This is a genomic window from Halopseudomonas salina (assembly GCF_014637955.1).
Taxonomy (GTDB): Bacteria; Pseudomonadota; Gammaproteobacteria; order Pseudomonadales; family Pseudomonadaceae; genus Halopseudomonas; species Halopseudomonas salina.
On sequence record NZ_BMFF01000005.1, the window covers coordinates 135684 to 154986 of the forward strand.

Annotated in this window: 14 protein-coding genes and 2 pseudogenes; 7 read left to right on the forward strand and 9 right to left on the reverse strand. The window is 58.8% G+C overall.

All coding sequences use genetic code 11. From position 1 onward, the window contains the following. Positions 1-3: 3 nt before the first annotated feature. Positions 4-951: a thioredoxin-disulfide reductase gene (trxB, locus tag IEV54_RS12740; RefSeq protein ID WP_150278079.1), complete on the reverse strand. Its 948-nt coding sequence runs from the start codon at positions 949-951 to the stop codon at positions 4-6. A gap of 197 nt (positions 952-1148) precedes the next feature. On the opposite strand from trxB, the gene cysZ reads away from it, so the two are divergent. Next, positions 1149-1892, forward strand: a complete 744-nt coding sequence (gene cysZ, locus IEV54_RS12745) for a sulfate transporter CysZ (RefSeq protein ID WP_150278078.1) — start codon at positions 1149-1151, stop codon at positions 1890-1892. Between the two features lie 53 nt (positions 1893-1945). Continuing rightward, positions 1946-3184, forward strand: coding sequence for a glycosyltransferase family 4 protein (locus IEV54_RS12750; protein WP_150278077.1), 1239 nt, complete (start codon positions 1946-1948; stop codon positions 3182-3184). Here the strand turns inward: IEV54_RS12750 and IEV54_RS12755 are convergent. From IEV54_RS12755 to IEV54_RS12765, 3 genes are all read right to left on the reverse strand, one after another. Beyond that, positions 3153-4262 (reverse strand): NADH:flavin oxidoreductase, encoded by a 1110-nt coding sequence (locus tag IEV54_RS12755; protein WP_150278076.1) that lies wholly within the window; start codon positions 4260-4262, stop codon positions 3153-3155. The two genes, IEV54_RS12750 and IEV54_RS12755, sit on opposite strands and share 32 nt — an antisense overlap. 119 nt (positions 4263-4381) lie before the next feature. Next, positions 4382-4969 (reverse strand): TetR/AcrR family transcriptional regulator, encoded by a 588-nt coding sequence (locus IEV54_RS12760; protein ID WP_150278075.1) that lies wholly within the window; start codon positions 4967-4969, stop codon positions 4382-4384. A gap of 169 nt (positions 4970-5138) precedes the next feature. Then, positions 5139-5624 (reverse strand): FKBP-type peptidyl-prolyl cis-trans isomerase, encoded by a 486-nt coding sequence (locus IEV54_RS12765; protein ID WP_150278074.1) that lies wholly within the window; start codon positions 5622-5624, stop codon positions 5139-5141. Positions 5625-5770: 146 nt separating this feature from the next. On the opposite strand from IEV54_RS12765, the gene IEV54_RS12770 reads away from it, so the two are divergent. The 3 genes from IEV54_RS12770 to yihG are packed head-to-tail and all read left to right on the forward strand — an operon-like array spanning position 5771 to position 10073. Next, positions 5771-6958: an acetate/propionate family kinase gene (locus IEV54_RS12770; RefSeq protein WP_150278073.1), complete on the forward strand. Its 1188-nt coding sequence runs from the start codon at positions 5771-5773 to the stop codon at positions 6956-6958. A gap of 27 nt (positions 6959-6985) precedes the next feature. Further along, positions 6986-9112, forward strand: a complete 2127-nt coding sequence (gene pta / locus IEV54_RS12775) for a phosphate acetyltransferase (RefSeq protein WP_150278072.1) — start codon at positions 6986-6988, stop codon at positions 9110-9112. Between the two features lie 55 nt (positions 9113-9167). Beyond that, positions 9168-10073: a 1-acylglycerol-3-phosphate O-acyltransferase, YihG family gene (gene yihG, locus IEV54_RS12780; protein ID WP_150278071.1), complete on the forward strand. Its 906-nt coding sequence runs from the start codon at positions 9168-9170 to the stop codon at positions 10071-10073. A 98-nt stretch (positions 10074-10171) separates the two neighbouring features. On the opposite strand, the gene IEV54_RS12785 is transcribed toward yihG, so the two are convergent. From IEV54_RS12785 to IEV54_RS12800, 5 genes and pseudogenes are all read right to left on the reverse strand, one after another. Beyond that, positions 10172-10831 carry a YiaD family glycine zipper/OmpA-like lipoprotein gene (locus IEV54_RS12785; RefSeq protein WP_150278070.1) on the reverse strand — a complete coding sequence of 220 codons (660 nt, stop codon included), beginning with the start codon at positions 10829-10831 and terminating at the stop codon, positions 10172-10174. A gap of 211 nt (positions 10832-11042) precedes the next feature. Next, positions 11043-11237: pseudogene (locus IEV54_RS17535) on the reverse strand (response regulator transcription factor); the annotation flags it as partial. A gap of 153 nt (positions 11238-11390) precedes the next feature. Next, a pseudogene (locus IEV54_RS12790) lies at positions 11391-13733 on the reverse strand (winged helix-turn-helix domain-containing protein); the annotation flags it as partial. A 90-nt stretch (positions 13734-13823) separates the two neighbouring features. Continuing rightward, positions 13824-15188, reverse strand: coding sequence for a DUF1329 domain-containing protein (locus IEV54_RS12795; RefSeq protein ID WP_150278068.1), 1365 nt, complete (start codon positions 15186-15188; stop codon positions 13824-13826). Between the two features lie 285 nt (positions 15189-15473). Then, complete coding sequence (locus IEV54_RS12800) at positions 15474-17156, reverse strand: fatty acid--CoA ligase (protein ID WP_150278067.1); 1683 nt, start codon at positions 17154-17156, stop codon at positions 15474-15476. A 216-nt stretch (positions 17157-17372) separates the two neighbouring features. On the opposite strand from IEV54_RS12800, the gene IEV54_RS12805 reads away from it, so the two are divergent. Both IEV54_RS12805 and IEV54_RS12810 read left to right on the forward strand, forming a co-directional pair. Beyond that, on the forward strand, positions 17373-18554 hold the full coding sequence (locus IEV54_RS12805; RefSeq protein ID WP_150278066.1) for an acetyl-CoA C-acyltransferase: 1182 nt from the start codon (positions 17373-17375) through the stop codon (positions 18552-18554). A gap of 9 nt (positions 18555-18563) precedes the next feature. Further along, positions 18564-19283, forward strand: coding sequence for an SGNH/GDSL hydrolase family protein (locus IEV54_RS12810; RefSeq protein ID WP_150278065.1), 720 nt, complete (start codon positions 18564-18566; stop codon positions 19281-19283). The last annotated feature ends 20 nt before the right edge of the window (positions 19284-19303 follow it).

Consider the following 19303-nt stretch of genomic DNA (forward strand, 5'->3'; position numbering starts at 1 on the left):
GCTTTACAGCTCGTCCAGATACCGTTCGGCGTCTAGCGCCGCCATGCACCCAGCACCAGCGGAAGTAATCGCCTGGCGATAGACATGGTCGGCGACGTCGCCGGCGGCAAATACGCCCGGTATATTGGTCGCAGTCGCGTTCCCTTCCGTGCCGCTCTGAATCTTCAGGTAACCGTCCTTCATATCCAGTTGGCCTTCAAACAGGCTGGTATTGGGGGTGTGGCCAATGGCAATGAAAACGCCGCTGAGCTGGATATCTTCGGATTCACCGGTGGTCTTGGCGATGCGCATACCGGTCACACCAGTCTGATCACCCAGCACTTCATCAAGGGTGGCATTGAGCTTGAGCTCGATCTTGCCTTCAGCGACGCGTGCCAACAGCTTGTCCACCAGGATCTTCTCGGCGCGGAATATTTCGCGGCGGTGTACAACGGTGACCTTGCGAGCGATATTGGCCAGGTACAGGGCTTCCTCGACTGCCGTATTGCCGCCACCGATCACAGCCACGTCCTGGTTACGATAGAAAAAACCATCACAGGTAGCGCAGGCAGAAACGCCCTTGCCCATGAAGGCCTCTTCCGAAGGCAGGCCCAGGTAACGGGCGGAGGCGCCCGTTGCGATGATGAGGGCGTCACACTGATATTCACCCTGATCACCCCAAAGAGTGAAGGGGCGCTTGGTCAGATCGACCTTGTTGATGTGGTCGAAGAGAATCTCGGTTTCAAAGCGCTCGGCATGCTCGCGCATCCGCTCCATCAAAGCAGGTCCCTGCAAGCCTTCCACGTCGCCTGGCCAGTTGTCGACGTCAGTGGTAGTGGTCAGCTGGCCGCCCATCTGCATGCCTGTGATCAACACGGGCTTGAGGTTTGCTCGCGCGGCATAAACGGCGGCGCTGTAACCTGCCGGGCCGGATCCGAGAATAATCAGACGGGTGTGACGTACATCGGTCATGCTGCCTCCAGAGCACCGCGATCGCGGTGGGGTTAATATGCGGACGGTCGATTTTGGCCGGGGATCCCCGGCGGACCAGAGCAGCGTTGCATGTTAGGCCATGCATGCTGGTACTGGGTATTCCAATCACTGTATAAGCCGGATAGTTTAACCCTATCACAGCGCTCTTTTATCCTCTTTCAGCAAGGATCTGTTTCATGAAGCAAACTTCTGCCCCATTGAGCGGCCCCGACTACCTGCGTCAAGGCTGGCAACGCGTGCGCCAGCCCGGGTTGCGCCGCTTTGTGGTGATCCCGCTGCTGCTGAATCTGGCGGTGTTTGCCGCCCTGATCGGCTGGGGTATACGCCAGTTCAATATCTGGATGGCACAGTTGATGGCAACGATACCGCAGTGGCTGAGCTTCATAGAATGGCTGCTCTGGCCACTCTTTGCGCTGCTGGTCCTCCTGGTCCTGTTCTTCGGTTTCAGCATCCTGGCCAACCTTATTGCTTCGCCCTTTTATGGCTTTCTTGCGGAGAAGATAGCTGAGCAGGAACGCGGGCAGGTCAGCCCGCCTACCGGCCTGCGGGACGTCATGCTGGTGGTGCCACGCGCCCTGGGGCGGGAGTTGCGCAAAATAGCTTACTTCCTGCCACGGCTGGTCATATTGTTACTGCTCAGCTTCGTACCGGTGGTCAATCTGATCAGCTCACCACTGTTGATTGTCTTTGGTGTTTGGATGATGGCTGTGCAGTATATTGATTTGCAGGCCGACAACGATCAGGTCAGCTTTATCGATCTGCTGCGCTGGATGCGGGGCAGACGGCTGCTCTCGATGGGGTTCGGCCTGCCGGTCTACGTGGGTATGCTGATTCCGCTGATCAACCTGTTGGTGATGCCCTCCGCCGTGGCGGGTTCAACATTACTGTGGGTGCGCGAACGGGGGTCAGCGCAGACATAAAACCGTTATCAAAACGTCACACTTGCATCATCGCGGCGCTCCATACTGGGATCATGAAAACAGATCCCGTTCCGCAAAAGTGCTTTGCCCTGGTCACCGAAACCTATGCACCCCAGGTGAACGGCGTTGCCAATACCCTCGGCCATTTGTGCCGAGGGCTCCTGAACCGCGGTCATCAGATACAACTGATTCGACCGGCCCAATCAGGCGAGCATCCAGGCATCAGCAACGGCCCGGAACTGCTGGAACGACGGGTCAACGGCATGGCCATTCCACGTTACCCCGAATTGCAACTGGGCCTGCCAGCCGGCAACCGCCTGCGTGCGATGTGGAAACGGCAGCGGCCAGACGCCATCTACCTTGCGACTGAAGGCCCTCTTGGCTGGTCTGCACTGCGCGTTGCGCGGAAAATGGGCATTCCAGTCATCAGCGGCTTTCACACGCACTTCCAGCAGTATGCCGACCACTATGGCGTAGGCCTGCTGCAGCAGCCGATCATGAGTTACCTGCGCTGGTTTCATAATCGTACGCAGCTGACCCTGACCGCCTGCCCTACTCAGCAGAAGGAGCTGATGCGTGCAGGGCTGGAGAATCTTGTTCTGCTTGGTAGGGGAGTGGATTGTGAGCGCTTTCACCCGAGCCATCGCAGCACGAACCTGCGCCAGCAATGGCAGGCGGGAGAAAATGACATCGTGCTACTACACGTGGGCAGACTAGCCCCGGAAAAGAATCTTTTACTTCTGATACAAGCCTGGAAAGAAGCGCTTGAAACAACTGATCATCCGGAGCGATTACGGCTGGTCGTAGTAGGTGACGGCCCAATGCGGGCAGAATTGCAAAAGCAGTTACCCGACGCCCTCTTTACCGGCTGGTTGAACGGAGCAGAACTGGCCAGCGCTTACGCCAGTGCCGATATATTCGTATTTCCAAGTATTGTCGAAACCTTTGGCAATGTGGTGACCGAGGCAATGGCGTCGGGCCTTGCAATCAATGCGTTCGACTCCGCTGCCGCGCACCAGCACATACGTGACCGCTTCAGTGGCTGCCTTGCCCCCGTGGGAGATGCCAAGCAGTTCACCTGCAACCTCCTATGGCTGATCGATGACGTTGAGGGAAGGCGAAGCGTGCGGATACATGCTAGACACCGGGCCTGTCAGCTTGGCTGGGGCCCGGTGATTGATCGGTTCGAAGGTTACCTGAGCAGAGCTGCATCAGGTCCGGCGAAGATGACACGCGCCACCCACGCCAGAGACCCGAGGCTCAAGCCAGGGTCTTCAGAGCCTCGCGGCTGAAGGGCAGGATTTCACTGAAACGACCTTCGCGGACCTTGTCTGCCCACTCGGGGTCAACGATCAGCGCACGGCCTACCGCCACCAGGTCAAACTCATTGGCCGCCAGGCGCACCAACAGGTCGTCGATGTTGGCAGTCTGAGCCACCTTGTCGGTCTTGACCATGAATTCCAGGAACTCGCCGTCCAGTCCCACACTGCCTACAGTGATGCAGGGCTTGCCAGTGATCTTGCGGGTCCAGCCAGCCAGGTTCAGATCGGAGCCTTCAAACTCAGGCTCCCAGAAGCGGCGCTGCGAGCAGTGGAAGATATCCACGCCGGCCTCAACCAGCGGTGCCAGGAAAGCTTCCAGCAGCTCAGGCGTCGGCGCCAGGCGCGCGGTGTAGTCCTGCTGCTTCCACTGGGAGAAGCGGAAAATGATCGGATACTCGGGGCCCACAGCAGCACGCACGGCACTGATGATTTCCACCGCGAAGCGTCCACGATTTTCCATGCTGCCGCCGTACTCGTCATCGCGGGTGTTGGTACCCTCCCAGAAGAACTGGTCGATCAGGTAACCATGGGCGCCGTGCAGCTCGATCGCATCACAACCGATTTCCTTCGCATCGCGGGCAGCCTGGGCAAAGGCTTCAACTACTTCACGGATGTCGTCACGGGTCATGCCATGGACGATTTTTCTGCCGTCCTTGAGCTTTTCCATGGGACCGTAACCGGGCACATCGGCGTTCGGCTCCGCGCCCAGACGACGGGTGTTCCCCACGTGCCACAGCTGGGGTGCAATCTTGCCGCCAACCGAATGGACCGCGTCGACAACTTTCTTCCAACCGGCCAGAGACTCTTCACCATGGAAAGCGGGTACGTCAGGGTAGCCACTGGCTGCCGCGTGATTGACAGTGGTGCCTTCGGTGATGATCAGGCCCACACCGGATTCAGAGCGACGACGGTAATACTCGACAACCTGGTCAGTCGGCACACCATTGGGTGAAAAGTTACGGGTCATGGGTGCCATCACGATGCGATTGCTCAGCGTGAGGGGACCGTACTGGAAGGAGGAAAACAGTGAACTGGTGTCAGCGGACATGGATAGAACTCCTGTAGTGAGTTGAATGTTGGTTGGCAACCGCGGTTCATCGGTTATCGAGTGGACCGGTCGTCTTGTTATAGGGTCAGTGTAATAGCATCAGCCGGCCGACAGCTCCGTCAGGGCCGCAGCAGGCGCTCCAGCTGGCTGATAAAAACGCGTAACGGGCCTATTTGCCGGTCTACCTTCATGCGCAGCAAGGCACCTTCCCATGCAGCGCCAATAAAGGCGCCCAACGCATGGGGGTCTTGATCAGAGGGCAACTCGCCAGCCTCACGGGCTTCAACCAGACAATTAGCCAGCAACTCACTAGAGCGATTGAGAATGGCACTTGCGGCATAACCTATAGGTTGGCTGTCGCCTGCCTTCTCATGGCAAAGGCTACCAATGAAGCACTGGTGAGTTGGCTCATGCTGATTGGCAAAATACCCGACCAGATCCCGATAAAAACGCAGAATTCGCTCCCGGGGGCTTGCATCGTCGGCCTGCAGTGCACTGCCAAAGCGCTCTAGCCTCGGCAAGTAATAGTAATGCAGGGCCTGAATGGCAAAGTCTTCCTTGCTTTCGAAGTAATGGTAAAAGGAGCCCTTGGGCACACCGGCGCTCTGGGTGATTTCCTGCACACCCGTTCCGTTATAACCCTTGAGCAGCATCACTTCAGTGCCGGCGGCCAGAATGCGTGCGCGTTTATCTTGAATAGCGTTCATGACGACTAATATACGACCGGTCACCTATTATTAATAGCGCACCCCAGGATAATGGATTCTACTGATAACACTGAATAGCCAAACAGCGCTCACAAAAAAGGCTCCCCTTGGGAAGCCTTTTTCACTGCATGGCTTTGGCCCGGCCGTCAGCCGGGACCCTCAACCAGCCTTAGTGCTCAACGCCACCTTCACCATGGATGTGACCATGGGCGATTTCGTCTTCGGTCGCATCACGCACTTCAACCACCTTGACTTCAAAAGTCAGGCGTTGGCCAGCCAACGGATGGTTGCCGTCAACGGTCACTTCGTCACCCTCGACTGCGGTGATGGTGACAATCTGCATGCTGCCATCAGGACCGGAGGCGTGGAACTGCATGCCCGGCTCAAGCTCATCGACACCTTCGAACATGTTGCGGCCCAGCACGGCTACCAGTTCGGCGCTGAATTCGCCGTAGGCATGCTCTGGCTCAACGGTCACTTTCAGCTCGTCGCCAGGCTGCTTGCCTTCCAGCTCCTGCTCAAGACCGGGGATGATGTTACCCGCACCTTGCAGATACACCAGCGGACCACCACCAGCGGACGAATCAAGTACTTCGCCGGCATCATCGGTGAGTGTGTATTCAATCGATACGGCTTTGTTCGCAGCAATCTGCATAATTCGTCACCTGTCTTTTCGCTTAAAACGGAGCAGTTTACGCCGTTTGACCGCTGAACGCACGGGTTGACCGACGCAAGGCTGGTATAGACTATGACCCGGAAAGATTTCCGACCGCCATCTGGCCGACCACTGACGAGGTAACGATGACCCAGCGACTGGTTCTGGTAATCAATTGCGGCAGCTCCTCCATCAAATTCGCACTGCGCCGCGAGGGCGACAGTGCAGCACTGCTGAGCGGCCTTGCGGAACGGCTGGGTAGCGATCAGGCCACACTCCAATGGAAGACTGCCAGCGCGCTGGAAGAAACCTTGCTTGAGGATGGCGAACATGGATCAGCCATGGCCGCCCTGCTCCCCCTGATCGAACAGCACGCCGGCCAACCCTTGAGCGCGGTAGGTCACCGGGTGGTACATGGCGGCGAACACTTCACCCAAGCCCAGCTGATAGACAACAAAGTAATAGCTGCCATCAGTGCCAATGCCGACCTGGCACCCCTGCACAACCCCGCCAACCTGACCGGTATTCAGGCCGCAATGGCCGTTTTTCCCGACATACCCCACGTGGCTATATTCGATACTGCTTTCCACCAGAGCATGCCCGCGTACGCCTATCGCTACGCAATACCGGAAGCCCTTTACCGGGAGCACGCCATTCGCCGTTATGGCTTTCACGGAACCAGCCATCAATACGTTACCCATCGGGCGAGCCTGCTCAGTGGCCACGCGCCTGGCAGGGGCGCCTGGCTCAGTGCCCACCTGGGCAACGGATGTTCAAGCTGTGCGGTGCTGGACGGACGCAGCCTGGATACCAGCATGGGGTTGACGCCCCTCGAGGGCCTGGTAATGGGCACCCGCAGTGGCGACGTAGACCCTAACCTGCATGCTCATCTGGGCCGCACGCTGGGCTGGGACTTGCCAAGAATCGAACAACTTCTCAACCGCGAAAGCGGACTGCTGGGCCTTTCCGGGCTGACCAACGACATGCGTCAGTTGGAGGCCGCCGCCGACGACGACCACGAAGGAGCGAAACTGGCCATTGAGGTGTTCTGCTACCGACTAGCCAGATCTCTACTCGGCCTGTGCGCAGCACTGCCGCGCCTGGACGGGCTGCTGTTTACCGGCGGTATTGGCGAAAATTCGGCGAAGATTCGCGCACGCACGGTGGAACACATGGGTGCAATGGGCCTCAAACTCGATGAGGCAGCCAACAACGGCCATGCCCGTGGTGAAGCCGTTGCTATACATGCCAAAGGCTCCCCGACCATCTGGGTCATCCCCACCGACGAGGAGCGCCAGATAGCGGATGAAAGCCTGGCCCTGCTCGATCACTGACACCTACATCACAGGCGGTATGACTGCATGCACACTTTTTTCATAGCTCCAACCGGCTTCGGGGTTGGCTTGACCTCGATCAGCCTCGGCCTGATTCGCTCACTGCAACGCGCAGGCTTGCGCGTGCATTTTCTCAAACCCATCGCCCAACCCCACCCCGGCGACCTGGGTCCTGAGCGCTCGACCGAACTGATCAGCCGCACGCTCGATCTCAAGCCGCCCAAGCCGTTGGCACTGGCCGATGTGGAGCACCGGCTGGCAAACGGCCAGCTCGATGAGGTTCTGGAAGACATTGTCAGCAGTTATCAGCTCGCCGCGATAGACGCCGACGTGGTGATTGTCGAAGGCATGGTGCCAACCCGTCAGGCCAGTTATGCCGCGCGCATCAACCATCACCTGGCTCGCAGCCTGGATGCGGATGTAATCCTGGTCACCGCGCCGGATGACGACGACATGTCGAGTCTGGCTGACCGTATCGAAATTCACGCTCAGGGTTTCGGCGGCCCGAGCCATCCCAAGGTACTCGGCGTGATCGTCAACAAGGTACGCGGACTCGAGCTGGCGGACAGGCTGCCAAGCGACCGCAGCGAACTCAAACGTACCCTGAAAGAGTTCGCCATTGCCCTCAAACAGGAGTCCCAGGTACTGGATACCGAGGACTTCCGCCTGATCGGCTGCATTCCCTGGGAAGAGACCCTGAACGCGCCGCGCACGTCTGACGTGGCCGAACTGCTGCATGCAACCGTATTGCACGAAGGCCAGATCAACAGCCGCCGCGTCATGGAGATTGCCCTGTGTGCACGGACGGTACCCAATATCGTCGAGCGCCTTAAACCCGGTACGCTGATCGTCACGCCCGGCGACCGCGATGACATCATCATTGCCGCAAGTCTGGCGTCCCTGGCGGGCACACCCCTGGCAGGCCTGATGCTGACCAGTGGCTTCGCCCCCGATGAGCGGGTCATGCAGCTGTGCCAACCCGCACTGACCGGAGGTTTGCCGGTACTGTCCACAACCACCAACACCTTCGAGACTGCGACCCGGCTCGACCGCATGAATCGTGAAATTCCGGTAGATGATCACGAGCGCGCGGAACAGGTAACCGAGTTTGCCGCCTCCCACATCGACCACGCCTGGCTGGAGCGGCGCTGCGACGCGCCACGGGAAGCCCGCATGTCACCGCCAGCATTCCGTTACCAACTGATGACCCGGGCCCAGAAAGCAGCCAAGCGCATTGTTTTGCCGGAGGGCGACGAGCCTCGTACCGTGCAGGCTGCAGCCATTTGTCAACGCAGGGGCATTGCCCGTTGTGTCTTGCTGGCCAAGCGCGAATCGGTTGAAGCTGTGGCCCGGGCTCAGCACATCACCCTGCCGGATGACCTTGAGATCATCGATCCGGAGGAAGTCCGTGAGCGGTATGTCGACAAGATGGTCGAGTTCCGTGCCGGCAAGGGTCTCAACGCGCCCATGGCGCTGCAACAGCTCGAAGACAACGTGGTGCTGGGTACCATGATGCTGGCACTCGATGAGGTCGACGGACTGGTGTCCGGTGCCATTCACACCACCGCCAACACCATCAGACCGGCATTTCAGCTGATCAAGACGGCCCCCGGGTACAATCTGGTGTCTTCGATCTTTTTCATGCTGCTGCCCGAGCAGGTGCTGGTTTACGGAGACTGCGCGGTCAATCCGGATCCGAACGCTGAAGAACTGGCAGAAATCGCGATTCAGAGCGCCCGGTCCGCCGAGTCCTTCGGCATTCCAGCACGGGTGGCGATGATCAGCTATTCGACGGGCAAATCCGGTACCGGGGAAGATGTGGAAAAGGTCCGTGAGGCAACCCGCATCGCGTCCGAGCGCGAGCCCGGGCTTCTGATCGACGGTCCGCTCCAGTATGATGCTGCCGCGATTGCCAGCGTCGGCCTGCAGAAAGCACCAGATAGTCCGGTGGCCGGCAAGGCAACCGTGTTCGTGTTTCCAGACCTGAATACCGGTAACACGACATACAAGGCGGTGCAGCGCAGTGCCAACGTGGTCAGCGTTGGCCCAATGCTGCAGGGCTTGCGCAAACCGGTAAACGATCTGTCCCGCGGCGCCCTGGTGGACGACATTGTCTATACCATTGCCTTGACGGCCATACAGGCAGACAAGTAAAAATGACTCGATCGCCGGTTCATCTGGCCGGCGGTCCCTGAATGAGCACCCATTGATGCTGAGCTTTCTGCCTCACGCCCTCCGCGGCGCCCTGGCAACCCTGTTGCTGATAATCAACACGCTGCTATGCTTCAGCGTACTGTTTCCCATTGCCATGGTGAAACTGCTGCCCTTCCCTGCCCTGCAGGCGCTCTGCACCCGGGCGTTGATCCGGATCGCCGAATTCTGGATGCTGTGCAACAGTGGCTGGATGCGGCTTAGTGGCAACACTGATTGGGACGTACAGGGCGTCTCCCAGCTGGACTATGACGGCTGGTATCTGGTGACCAGCAATCACCAGAGCTGGGTCGACATCCTGGTACTGCAGCACAATCTCAATCGCCAGATGCCTATGCTCAAGTTCTTCCTCAAGCAGGAACTGATCTGGGTCCCGGTAATCGGTATCTGCTGGTGGGCGCTCGACTTTCCCTTCATGAAACGCTACAGCAAGGCCTATCTGGCCCGGCACCCGGAAAAAGCCGGGCAGGATGTGGCGACCACCCGCCGCGCCTGCGAGAAGTTCAAAACCACTCCGGTCGCTATCTTCAATTTTCTTGAAGGCACCCGTCTGACCCCCGCCAAACACGCCGAACAGAACTCGCCTTTCCGTTATCTGCTGCGCCCCAAGTCGGGGGGTATCGCCTTTGTGCTTGATGCCATGGGTTCGCAGTTGCGCTCATTGGTGGATGTCACCATCCACTATCCCGATGGCAGTCCGACGTTCTGGGACCTGCTCAGCGGCCGAGTCAGAAAGGTCGTGATGCGCTGCGACCTGAAACCCATACCCCCGGAATTTCTGGGTCGCGACTATCAGAACGATAGTGCTTTCCGCGAAGCCTTCCAGGCCTGGGTCAACGAGCTGTGGGCTGAGAAAGACCAGCAGCTCGAGAGGCTGCACGACCAGTATCCAGCTGACCAGTAGCCCGGGAATTCACACAAAAAAAACGCAGCCAGATGGCTGCGTTTTTTTCATGGTCTTCTATCAACCTGCTTGCGCAGACAGATAAGGCCATAAGTCAATTACCGCTGCAGGGGCCGCAGGTTGATTTCCACACGGCGGTTCTGCGCACGACCATCAGTAGTGTCGTTGCTCGCGATCGGCTGGCTAGGGCCAACGCCCGTTGCACTGATACGCGCACCGGCAACACCGTTGTTAGCGAGATAGGATGCAACGCTCTGCGCGCGTTCACGGGACAGACGCATATTCAGGTCATTGCTACCGGTGCTGTCAGTGTGACCAACGATCTCGACACCATTCTTGTCGAATTCCTGGAATACCTTGACCAGCGAATTAAGGGTGGGATAGAAGCTGCTGGAAATGTCAGACGAACCGCTGGCAAAGGTGATGTTGCCTGGCATGACCAGCTGCAGGTTCTCGCCATTGCGCACAACCTGCACACCGGTACCGCGCAATTCCTGACGCAAACGGGCTTCCTGCTGGTCCACGTAGTAGCCATAACCAGCACCCGCGGCGCCACCAACAGTCGCACCGATCAAGGCACCCTTGGCGCGGTCATCGCTACCGGAAGTCGCAGCACCAATAGCAGCGCCGGCTGCCGCACCACCCAGGCCGTAGATTGCAGATTTGCCGCTTTCACGCTCACCCGTGTAGGGATTGGTAGTACAACCCGCCAGCAGCAGCGTGCTCAGACCCGCAACAACCATCATTTGCTTCTTCATGTATAGATTCCTTTTTCTTCAAAACACGTGGTGACAGATTAGCACACGCCTTCAAAGACACACTGGCGTGCGCGGCAAGCTTTGTGCTGCCAATCAAACTCTGTGGGAGAAACGTGACCTGGGTATCACCGTAGTGACGAGTATCAATTGCTGAGCCATAAGACCGCACTCTGATGCGCACTGCAAGACAATTACCTGATCCGGGGTCGGCCTACCCAAGCAGACCCAGCAACTTGCCCTGAGCTACCGCCTGCGTACGACGCGCCACGCCGAGTTTGTGATTGATGCGCCGCGCATGACTTTTTACCGTATGCAGTGAAATAAACAGGGCTTCACTGATCTGCTGATTAGAGTGCCCGCGCGCTATACACTCCAACACCGCGAGCTCCCGACTGCTCAGAGGCTCGACCAGTCCAGACTCCGGGGCCTGGCTGGCCATCGGCAGTTTCTCCTGCAGCCGTAACTTCAACCGGGAAGGGGGCGCGTTCTGGAGGGTGCGCTGGACCAGCACAGGCATGTGCGAGATCAGGGGCAGGAATGGGCCCACGATTGTATCGTCGGCAGCCCAGACGATGGCCCTGAGCAACAGTTGTTGAGCCTGGGCGCGTCGCTGGCTACGACCCAGCATCTGCACCAACTGCGTCATGACAGACAACGCCTGCAAGCGCTCACCCTGCAGTTGCAGGCGCTCCAGGACTTGCCACAGCAGGGCCTCGGCCTGCCGCTGCTCACCCCTGCCCCACAACAGTCGAGCGTATACCCGCTCGATCACCACAGGCAGCACATGGAAAAAGCTCGGCGGTGCAGCCGGCTCTTCAAGACAGTAAGTCTGGCGCAGCCGCGGCAGCCACTGCTCGGCCAGCTCCTGCCGCCCGGCGCTGATCCACAGATCGCTCTTCAGCGCCGTGCCCCAGCCGAGATAGAAAACCGGCGGAACATCCCACTGGTGCATCAAACGCTCAGCCTCAGCCAGCAGCTCGAAGGCCTGGTTGAAACCATCACGCCGACGCGCCTCAATGCCTGCCAACAGACAATAGCCTGGCAAAACATGGATATCTCGACAGCTCCTAGCCTCATCAATACCCTGCCGAACCTCACGCCGAGCGGCTTCAGAGTCGCCAAGCTGACCGACATAATAACCATGCAGGATCGTCAGCCGTGCCCGAATCGCCAGGCCCTGGGGGTAATCCAGCTTATTAAGCACTTCAAGCTGTTGACCGAGCATCCGGCAAGCGCGGGCCACTTGCCCACGGGCTTGCAGCAACCGCGCACGTACCAGTACCACCTGCGCCTCGAACAACACATTCGCGCTACGCTGAGCGAGCTCCAGCGCGGTTCTGGCCCAGCCCCGGGACGCGTCGATATTTTCTTCGCACAACGCAATATCAGCGAGGGTCAACATCGACATAAGTTGACTACCGACATCCTCGCTATTCAGACACTGCAGACTGTGCTGGGCACACTGGGATGCCTCGCCCAGATCCCCGGCAGCTCTGGCGACATAACTTTGCAGGGCCAGCGCCTGCCCCAGCAGCCTGCGCTGGCTTGCAGCGTCGGGTTGCGGCAGAAAAAAGGCCAGGCGGGCAAGCATGACGCGAGCATCCTCCAACTGACAGGCCAGCGCCAGCGTCCAGCCATGCACCAGCACCAGACGGGCAGAACTGCCTTGCAAGACGCGCGGCAGGATTGCCTTCCAGCGCAGCAGCGTACTCACATGCTGCTCGGCAAGCAGTTGATCGAGAGGCAGGTGCTGCGCCAGCGCCGCAGCCTCATCCGGACGTTCTGCGGCCAGCGCCTGCTCGACCGCATCAGCAATACGGCCATGTTCGCGGAACCAGTCACAAGCTCGCAAATGCACCCCCTGACGGGCAGGAAGCCCCTGCGCGGCACCCCGCTGTCGAAGCACATCACAGAACAGATGATGAAAGCGATACCAGGTGCTCTGACGGTCCAGGGGCACCAGAAAAACCTGATGTTCCAACAGCCAGTCAATGATTACCCGGCTGTCACTGGCATTACGCACCTGATCGCACAGCTCGGGAGTGAAGTGGTCGAGCCAGATAATCTGTGACAGAAACTCCTGCACGTGAACGGGCTGCCCCCCGATCACCTCCTCCAGCAGATACTCCTGTACCAGCTGCTCTTCACTCACCGTCGCCTGCGGTTCTCCAGATCCGGCCGTAAGCGCAAGTAGCCGCAGCCCCGCAAACCAACCCTCATTACGTTCGATACGCTGGCGGAGCCACTGCCGATCGGCAACGTCGACTCCTGCCCGCTCGAGAAAGATCCGGGCACACTCCGGCGGCAGCCGCAGTTGTCGCTCGTCCAGCTCCAGGACCTGATTGGCCAGGCGCATGCGCCCGAGAGGCCAAGTAGGGCGACCTCGGCTGGTAATCAGGACCTGGAAAGAGGCCGGCAGGCGCTCGAAAAGGAGCGCGCACAGGCTGTCGGTGGCCGCGTTGCGGGCAAGATGATAATCGTCGAGAATCAACAGCACGGACTGTTGAGACAGATTATGCCGTTCCAGTTCGCTTACCAGGCAGGCTATCAGCGGCTCGATTGCCAGCGGTTGATGCGTCTGCTGCTGCGCCAGCAGCGCAAGCTCGGCCGCACCCACCCCGGGAAACAGGGCCTGCAAGGCCTCTATCAGGCTGCGCAGCATTTGTGCGGGCGCAGCATCACGGCGCTCCAGCGCAAGCCAAGCAGATAACCAGAGATCAGGGAGTTGTTCGGCCACTTCAGCGGCGAGCGTACTCTTGCCGGCACCGGCAGGTGCGCAGATCAGCACCACACGACATTGGGCCGCGTCCTGGATCAGGCGGACAAGTTCAGGTCTGGGCAGATGGTCAGCCGGCAACGGGGGCCGGAACATCTTGCCTGGGGAGGAAATGGCAACGTGCATGCCACCAAGTCTAGCGGGATGTGCCTGGAGATATATTGTCGATTTGTAACGAACCGGGCCATAGCGTTTGGCTACAGCCCGGGGCGGTTACTAGCGAACGCCAGCCTGACGCAGAGCAGCCGGCGTGAAGTCTGACGAGCTTGCGCTGTGCTGATAATTATAATCCTGAGCTTCTTCGTTATTCAGGCCCATGACCAGATAGCGACCAGCCAGTACGTCATACAGCGTTTCGGCAGCAAAACCCGGCACCTGATCCTTGTAGCGATGCAGAGCATGGGCTTCGGCTACGCGCCACATGGTGTCACGTCCGTCATAATGGTCGATATGCGCAGCCTGCCAGGAGTCCTCGTCAATAAACATGTGACGCTTGGCATAGATGTGGCGTTGATCCGGCTTGACCGTTGCCTCGACTTCCCACACGCGGTGAAGCTCATAGCGGGTCAGATCGGGGTTCAGGTGACCGGCCTGGATGATGTCGCTGTACTCATGCTCCGGCGAACCCAGGTTGTAGCTGTTATAGGCAATGTACATTTCCTTCTTGCCCTTGAGCTCCCAGTTATAGCGGTCAGGTGCACCGTTATACATGTCCAGGTTGTCAGAGGTACGCATGCCATCGGCAGCAGTACCCGGGCCATCATAGGAAACCTGAGGAGCGCGGCGTACACGGCGCTGACCGGCGTTGTAGATCCACGCAGTGCGGGGCGTATCCACCTGATTGATGGTCTCGTGGACCAGCAGCACGTTACCGGCGAGACGGCTCGGGTCGGTCACCTGCTGTTTGAAGTAATAAAGGATGTTATCCATGGTGCCCGGAGTGAAATCACTCAGGCCCTGCGGAATAACATAGTCTTCGTTAAAACGTACTATGGTGTAGCTGCCGTTTGTCTGTGGGGTCGCCTGCACGATGATGCGCTGCAGTGACTCGCCACGGAAACGGGTAATGTGGTTCCAAACAGCTTCCAGACCATTGGTCGGAATCGGGAAAGCGATGGCCAGACGGTAATTTTCCAAGCCGTCACCACCGGCAACCAACTTGGTGTTGGCAGCGTTGTCGCGTGCTGCACTGTAGACCGAATCAGGCATGGAAACACTGCGGCGGCTTTCAAAAACCGGCATACGGAAAGTTTCGGGATAACGCTTGAACATCGCTACCTGGCCAGGGGCAAGATTGTCGGCATACTGCTCATAGTTCTCTGCAGTAATGACAAACAGCGGCTGGTCATCGGTGAAGGGGTTGGATGCAAAACCGTCGGCCCCTACAGGAGCTGCATCAGTTGCCAGGCCACCAGTCCACTCCGGGATAGTGCCTGCAGCGTTTCCTGCTTTCTCTGCACCAACCGGCGTCAGTGTATTGCCCAGCGATGCAACCTGCTCGGGCGTCGCGGCTGCCATACCGGCTGAACTGAAAGCCAGCAGGGAGACCGCCAATGCGGATTGTCTGAAATTAGGTTTCATAGTTGTTCTGCCTTGCCTGTGGCCAGGAATCTAACCCCGACCGGTTGAAGGGTGCCATCGCCGTGAAGCACAGCGTATGCAGCCGCGCACTCTACCCGAGCGCGTGCCGTGGTGAGACCGTCCAAAGTATGAATCTGCCAGGCAGACATACCGCAGAACCTCACCGCTTATAGGCATGAAACCCACCCTTCATGCCGAAGAAGCAGTCTTGAAGACTGCCTCCCCGACCGACAAAGACGCCACGACCAGACCGATGTTACCGGCCAGCCGCAACCCTGAAAACGCTTACAGCGTAGACAGGAAGGGGGCTTCAGCCTCTTGCCATTTGACAATCTCGCCGCGAATCAGTTTCTTGTCGAGCTTGCCAACACTGGTTTTGGGTATTTCGGTAACACACGCAATCTGGTTAGGAATGGCCCACTTGTTGATGCGGCCCTCCTCGGCATAGGGCTTGAGGTGATCACGCAAAATGCGTGCGTCCATCTCTTTACCGTCATGGGCCACGATCAGCGCAAAGGGACGCTCATCCCATTGGGGGTCAGGCACGCCCACCACGGCCACTTCCTTCACCGCAGGGCTCTGGCTAATCAGATCTTCCAGCTCAAGGGAGGAAATCCACTCGCCACCTGTCTTGATCACATCCTTGATACGGTCACGAATCTCGATAGCGCCCATCGCATCAATGGCTGCCACGTCACCGGTATGCATCCAACCATGGGACCACAGTTCCTGGCTCTTTTCCGGCTCGCGGAAATAGCCTTGGGTCAGCCAGGGTGCGCGCAAAACCAGCTCGCCCTGGGTCTTGCCATCGTGGGGCAGGAAACCGCCCTGCGGGTCCATCAAACGCGCTTCAACAAAGGGTACCGGGATACCGGCCTTGATGCGGTAGGCCGCGCGATCGTCTTCAGTACCCTGCTCCAGCTCCAGGTTGATGTAGCCACTGGAGATCAGGGGACAGGTCTCGGACATGCCGTAGGCTGCTGACAACACCATGCCCTTCTTCTTGGCCGCCTCATACAGGCTGCGGTTCAGCGCGCTGCCACCAATAATCACGCGCATACCGCCAAAATCCATATCCTTGGCACCATCAGCGTTAAGCACCATCTGCAAAATGGTCGGTACGCAATGGGAGAAGGTCACCTTTTCTTCGCGGATCAGCTTGCAGAGCATTTCCGGCTCATAACGGCCCGGATAGACCTGCTTGGTGCCCAGCAGCGTCGCAGTGTAAGGAATACCCCATGCATGCACGTGGAACATGGGTGTAATCGGCATGTACACATCGCGGTTGCCAAACAGGCGCACGCTATCCAGTCCACCCATGGTCGACGCCTGAGTCAGGGTGTGCAAAACCAGTTGGCGGTGGGTGAAATACACGCCCTTCGGATTGCCTGTAGTGCCAGTGGTGTAGAAGGTCGTTGCGACAGAATTCTCGTCGAATTCAGGGAAATCGTACGTCGGTTCGGCCGCAGCCAGCAACTCTTCGTACTCGCCCACCAGATCAGGGAGCTCGGCAGTCTTTTCCTGTCCATCGGTCAAGAGAATGGTTTTCTTGACAGTGGTCAGATCACCTTCAATGGCCTTATAAATAGGCACAAATTCACTATTGACCAGCACGAAAATGTCTTCGGCATGATTCATGGTGTACAGAATCTGATCGGGCGACAACCGGATATTGATGGTGTGCAATACAGCGCCGATCATCGGGATAGCGAACATGCATTCCAGGTAACGGTTGCTGTCCCAATCCATCACTGCGACGGTGTCGCCCGCCTTGACGCCCGCATTGGTCAGAGCATTGGCGAGCCTGCAGACCCGCTGATTGAGAGTGGCGTAGTCATACCGGCTGATGTCGCGGTAGACGATTTCCTGGGTGCGCTCATAGCGCTGACCGGATAGCAGAATATTCTTGATCAGCAACGGCGTAGCATGCGCCTCGTCCGTCGGTTTGATGACACGGGTATTGAGCATTGTAATGACCTGTATTGTTGGGCTTGTCTGGTCTGGATGCGGCCTTGGGCCAAGCATGCCTTTACTATAGCCAAGTTTGTCCCCGGCTACCTATCCCTCCTAAGTATGAACCTGGCCACACTTATCCAGCGAGTATACTTAGCAGGTATAATGTTGCAATCAGGTCGATAGATGACCCTGCCATCAAAGTCAGTCATTATTTTTCAGGAGCACAGCATGTCCGATAATCACATTGTCATCGTCAGTGGCGCGCGCACCCCAATGGGTGGCTTTCAGGGCAGCCTGGCCAGCGTAGCTGCCGTGGATCTGGGTGCATTGGCGATTCGTGAAGCCGTCAGCCGCGCCGGCATCCAGCCCACTGATGTGGAAGAGGTGATCATGGGCTGCGTGTTGCCCGCAGGCCTCAAGCAGGGCCCCGCCCGTCAGGCAAGCCTGAATGCCGGCCTGCCCGCCGCGACCGGCTGCACTACCATCAACAAGCTGTGTGGTTCGGGCATGAAAGCCGTGATGCTGGCCCACGATCTGCTCAAGGCAGGCACCAACAAGATCATGGTCGCCGGCGGAATGGAAAGCATGTCCAATGCCCCCTACCTGCTTGAAAAGGCTCGCGGCGGCATGCGCATGGGCCACGGCGAAATCAAGGATCACATGTTCATGGATGGCCTGGAAGACGCCCGCACCGGCCGCTTGATGGGTTCTTTTGCGCAGGAAACCGCAGACAAGAACGGCATTACCCGTGAGGAAATGGACGCCTACGCCATCGAGTCACTGACCCGCGCAAAAAAGGCAATCGACAACGGCTCGCTGGATAGCGAAATCGTACCCGTCACGGTCACCAGCCGCAAAGGCGAAACCGTGGTAAAGGACGACGAGCAGCCGCATAACGCCAATATCGACAAGATCCCCGGCCTGCGCGCCGCCTTCGGCAAGGACGGCACCATCACCGCCGCCAACGCCAGCTCGATTTCCGACGGCGCCAGCGCCCTGGTATTGATGACTGCAGCCGAAGCTGAAAAGCGTGGCTTGCAGCCACTGGCCCGCATCGTTGGCCATGCGACCCAGAGCCAGGACCCGAGCGAGTTCACCACTGCCCCGGTCGGCGCGCTGCGCAACCTGTTCGACAAGACCGGCTGGAAAAAAGACGAAGTGGATCTGTTCGAGATCAACGAAGCCTTCGCCATGGTCACCATGTTGGCTATGCGCGAGCACGATCTGGACCACGCCAAGGTGAATATCTTTGGGGGCGCCTGCGCCCAGGGCCATCCGGTTGGCTCCACCGGCTCGCGGATCATCGTCACGCTGATCAACGCCCTGCAGAAAACCGGCGGCAAGCGTGGTGTTGCAGCGCTGTGCATTGGTGGTGGTGAGGCAACAGCAGTAGCGGTCGAGCTGGCCTGACCAAACCCGATGCATTTGCCCTTCTGGTTGGTCACTGCAGTGCTCGCGCCTGTTCTGCTCTACCAGGGCAGGCGGACGCGGCGCATAACCCCGCGTTTACCTGACGGCAGCGGAACTCCAGGCGGGCAGTACGGCGAGGGCACGCCTGAGCGGCGCATACTCGTACTGGGCGAGTCCACGGCGGCCAGCGTCGGTGTCGCCACTCATGACCAGGGCCTGGCCAGTCAGCTGGCTCGGCTGATCCACCAGCACTCAGCGAGCACGACCGCCTGGCACACCTTCGGGGTAAATGGCATTCGCCTGCAAGCACTCAACGGCGCGCTGGTAAAGGCGGAGCTTCCGCCCGCAGATCTCGTGCTCCTGAGCATGGGGGTCAACGATGCTACGGGATTCACATCCCGAAATCGTTTCCGCCAACAGCTGATTGCCCTGCGTCAGATGCTGGCAGCGCGCTACTCGGCGCCCCTGGTGCTACTCGGCGTGCCACCCATGCATTCGTTTACCGCCCTGCCTTCACCGTTACGCCAGGTCATGGGCTGGCGTGCCCGACAGCTGGATGACGTATACGCCCGGTTGGCCCACGAGAGAACGGGTGACTTTATTCATCTGCGCTACCCACTGGTAACCGACCCCGATCTGCTTGCCTCGGACGGTTATCACCCCGGCCTGAAGGGGTATCGGCATATTGCCGAGGCACTGATGCAAGAAGGAATAGATCTGCTTCACTGACCCGCGCAGATCACCCGTGG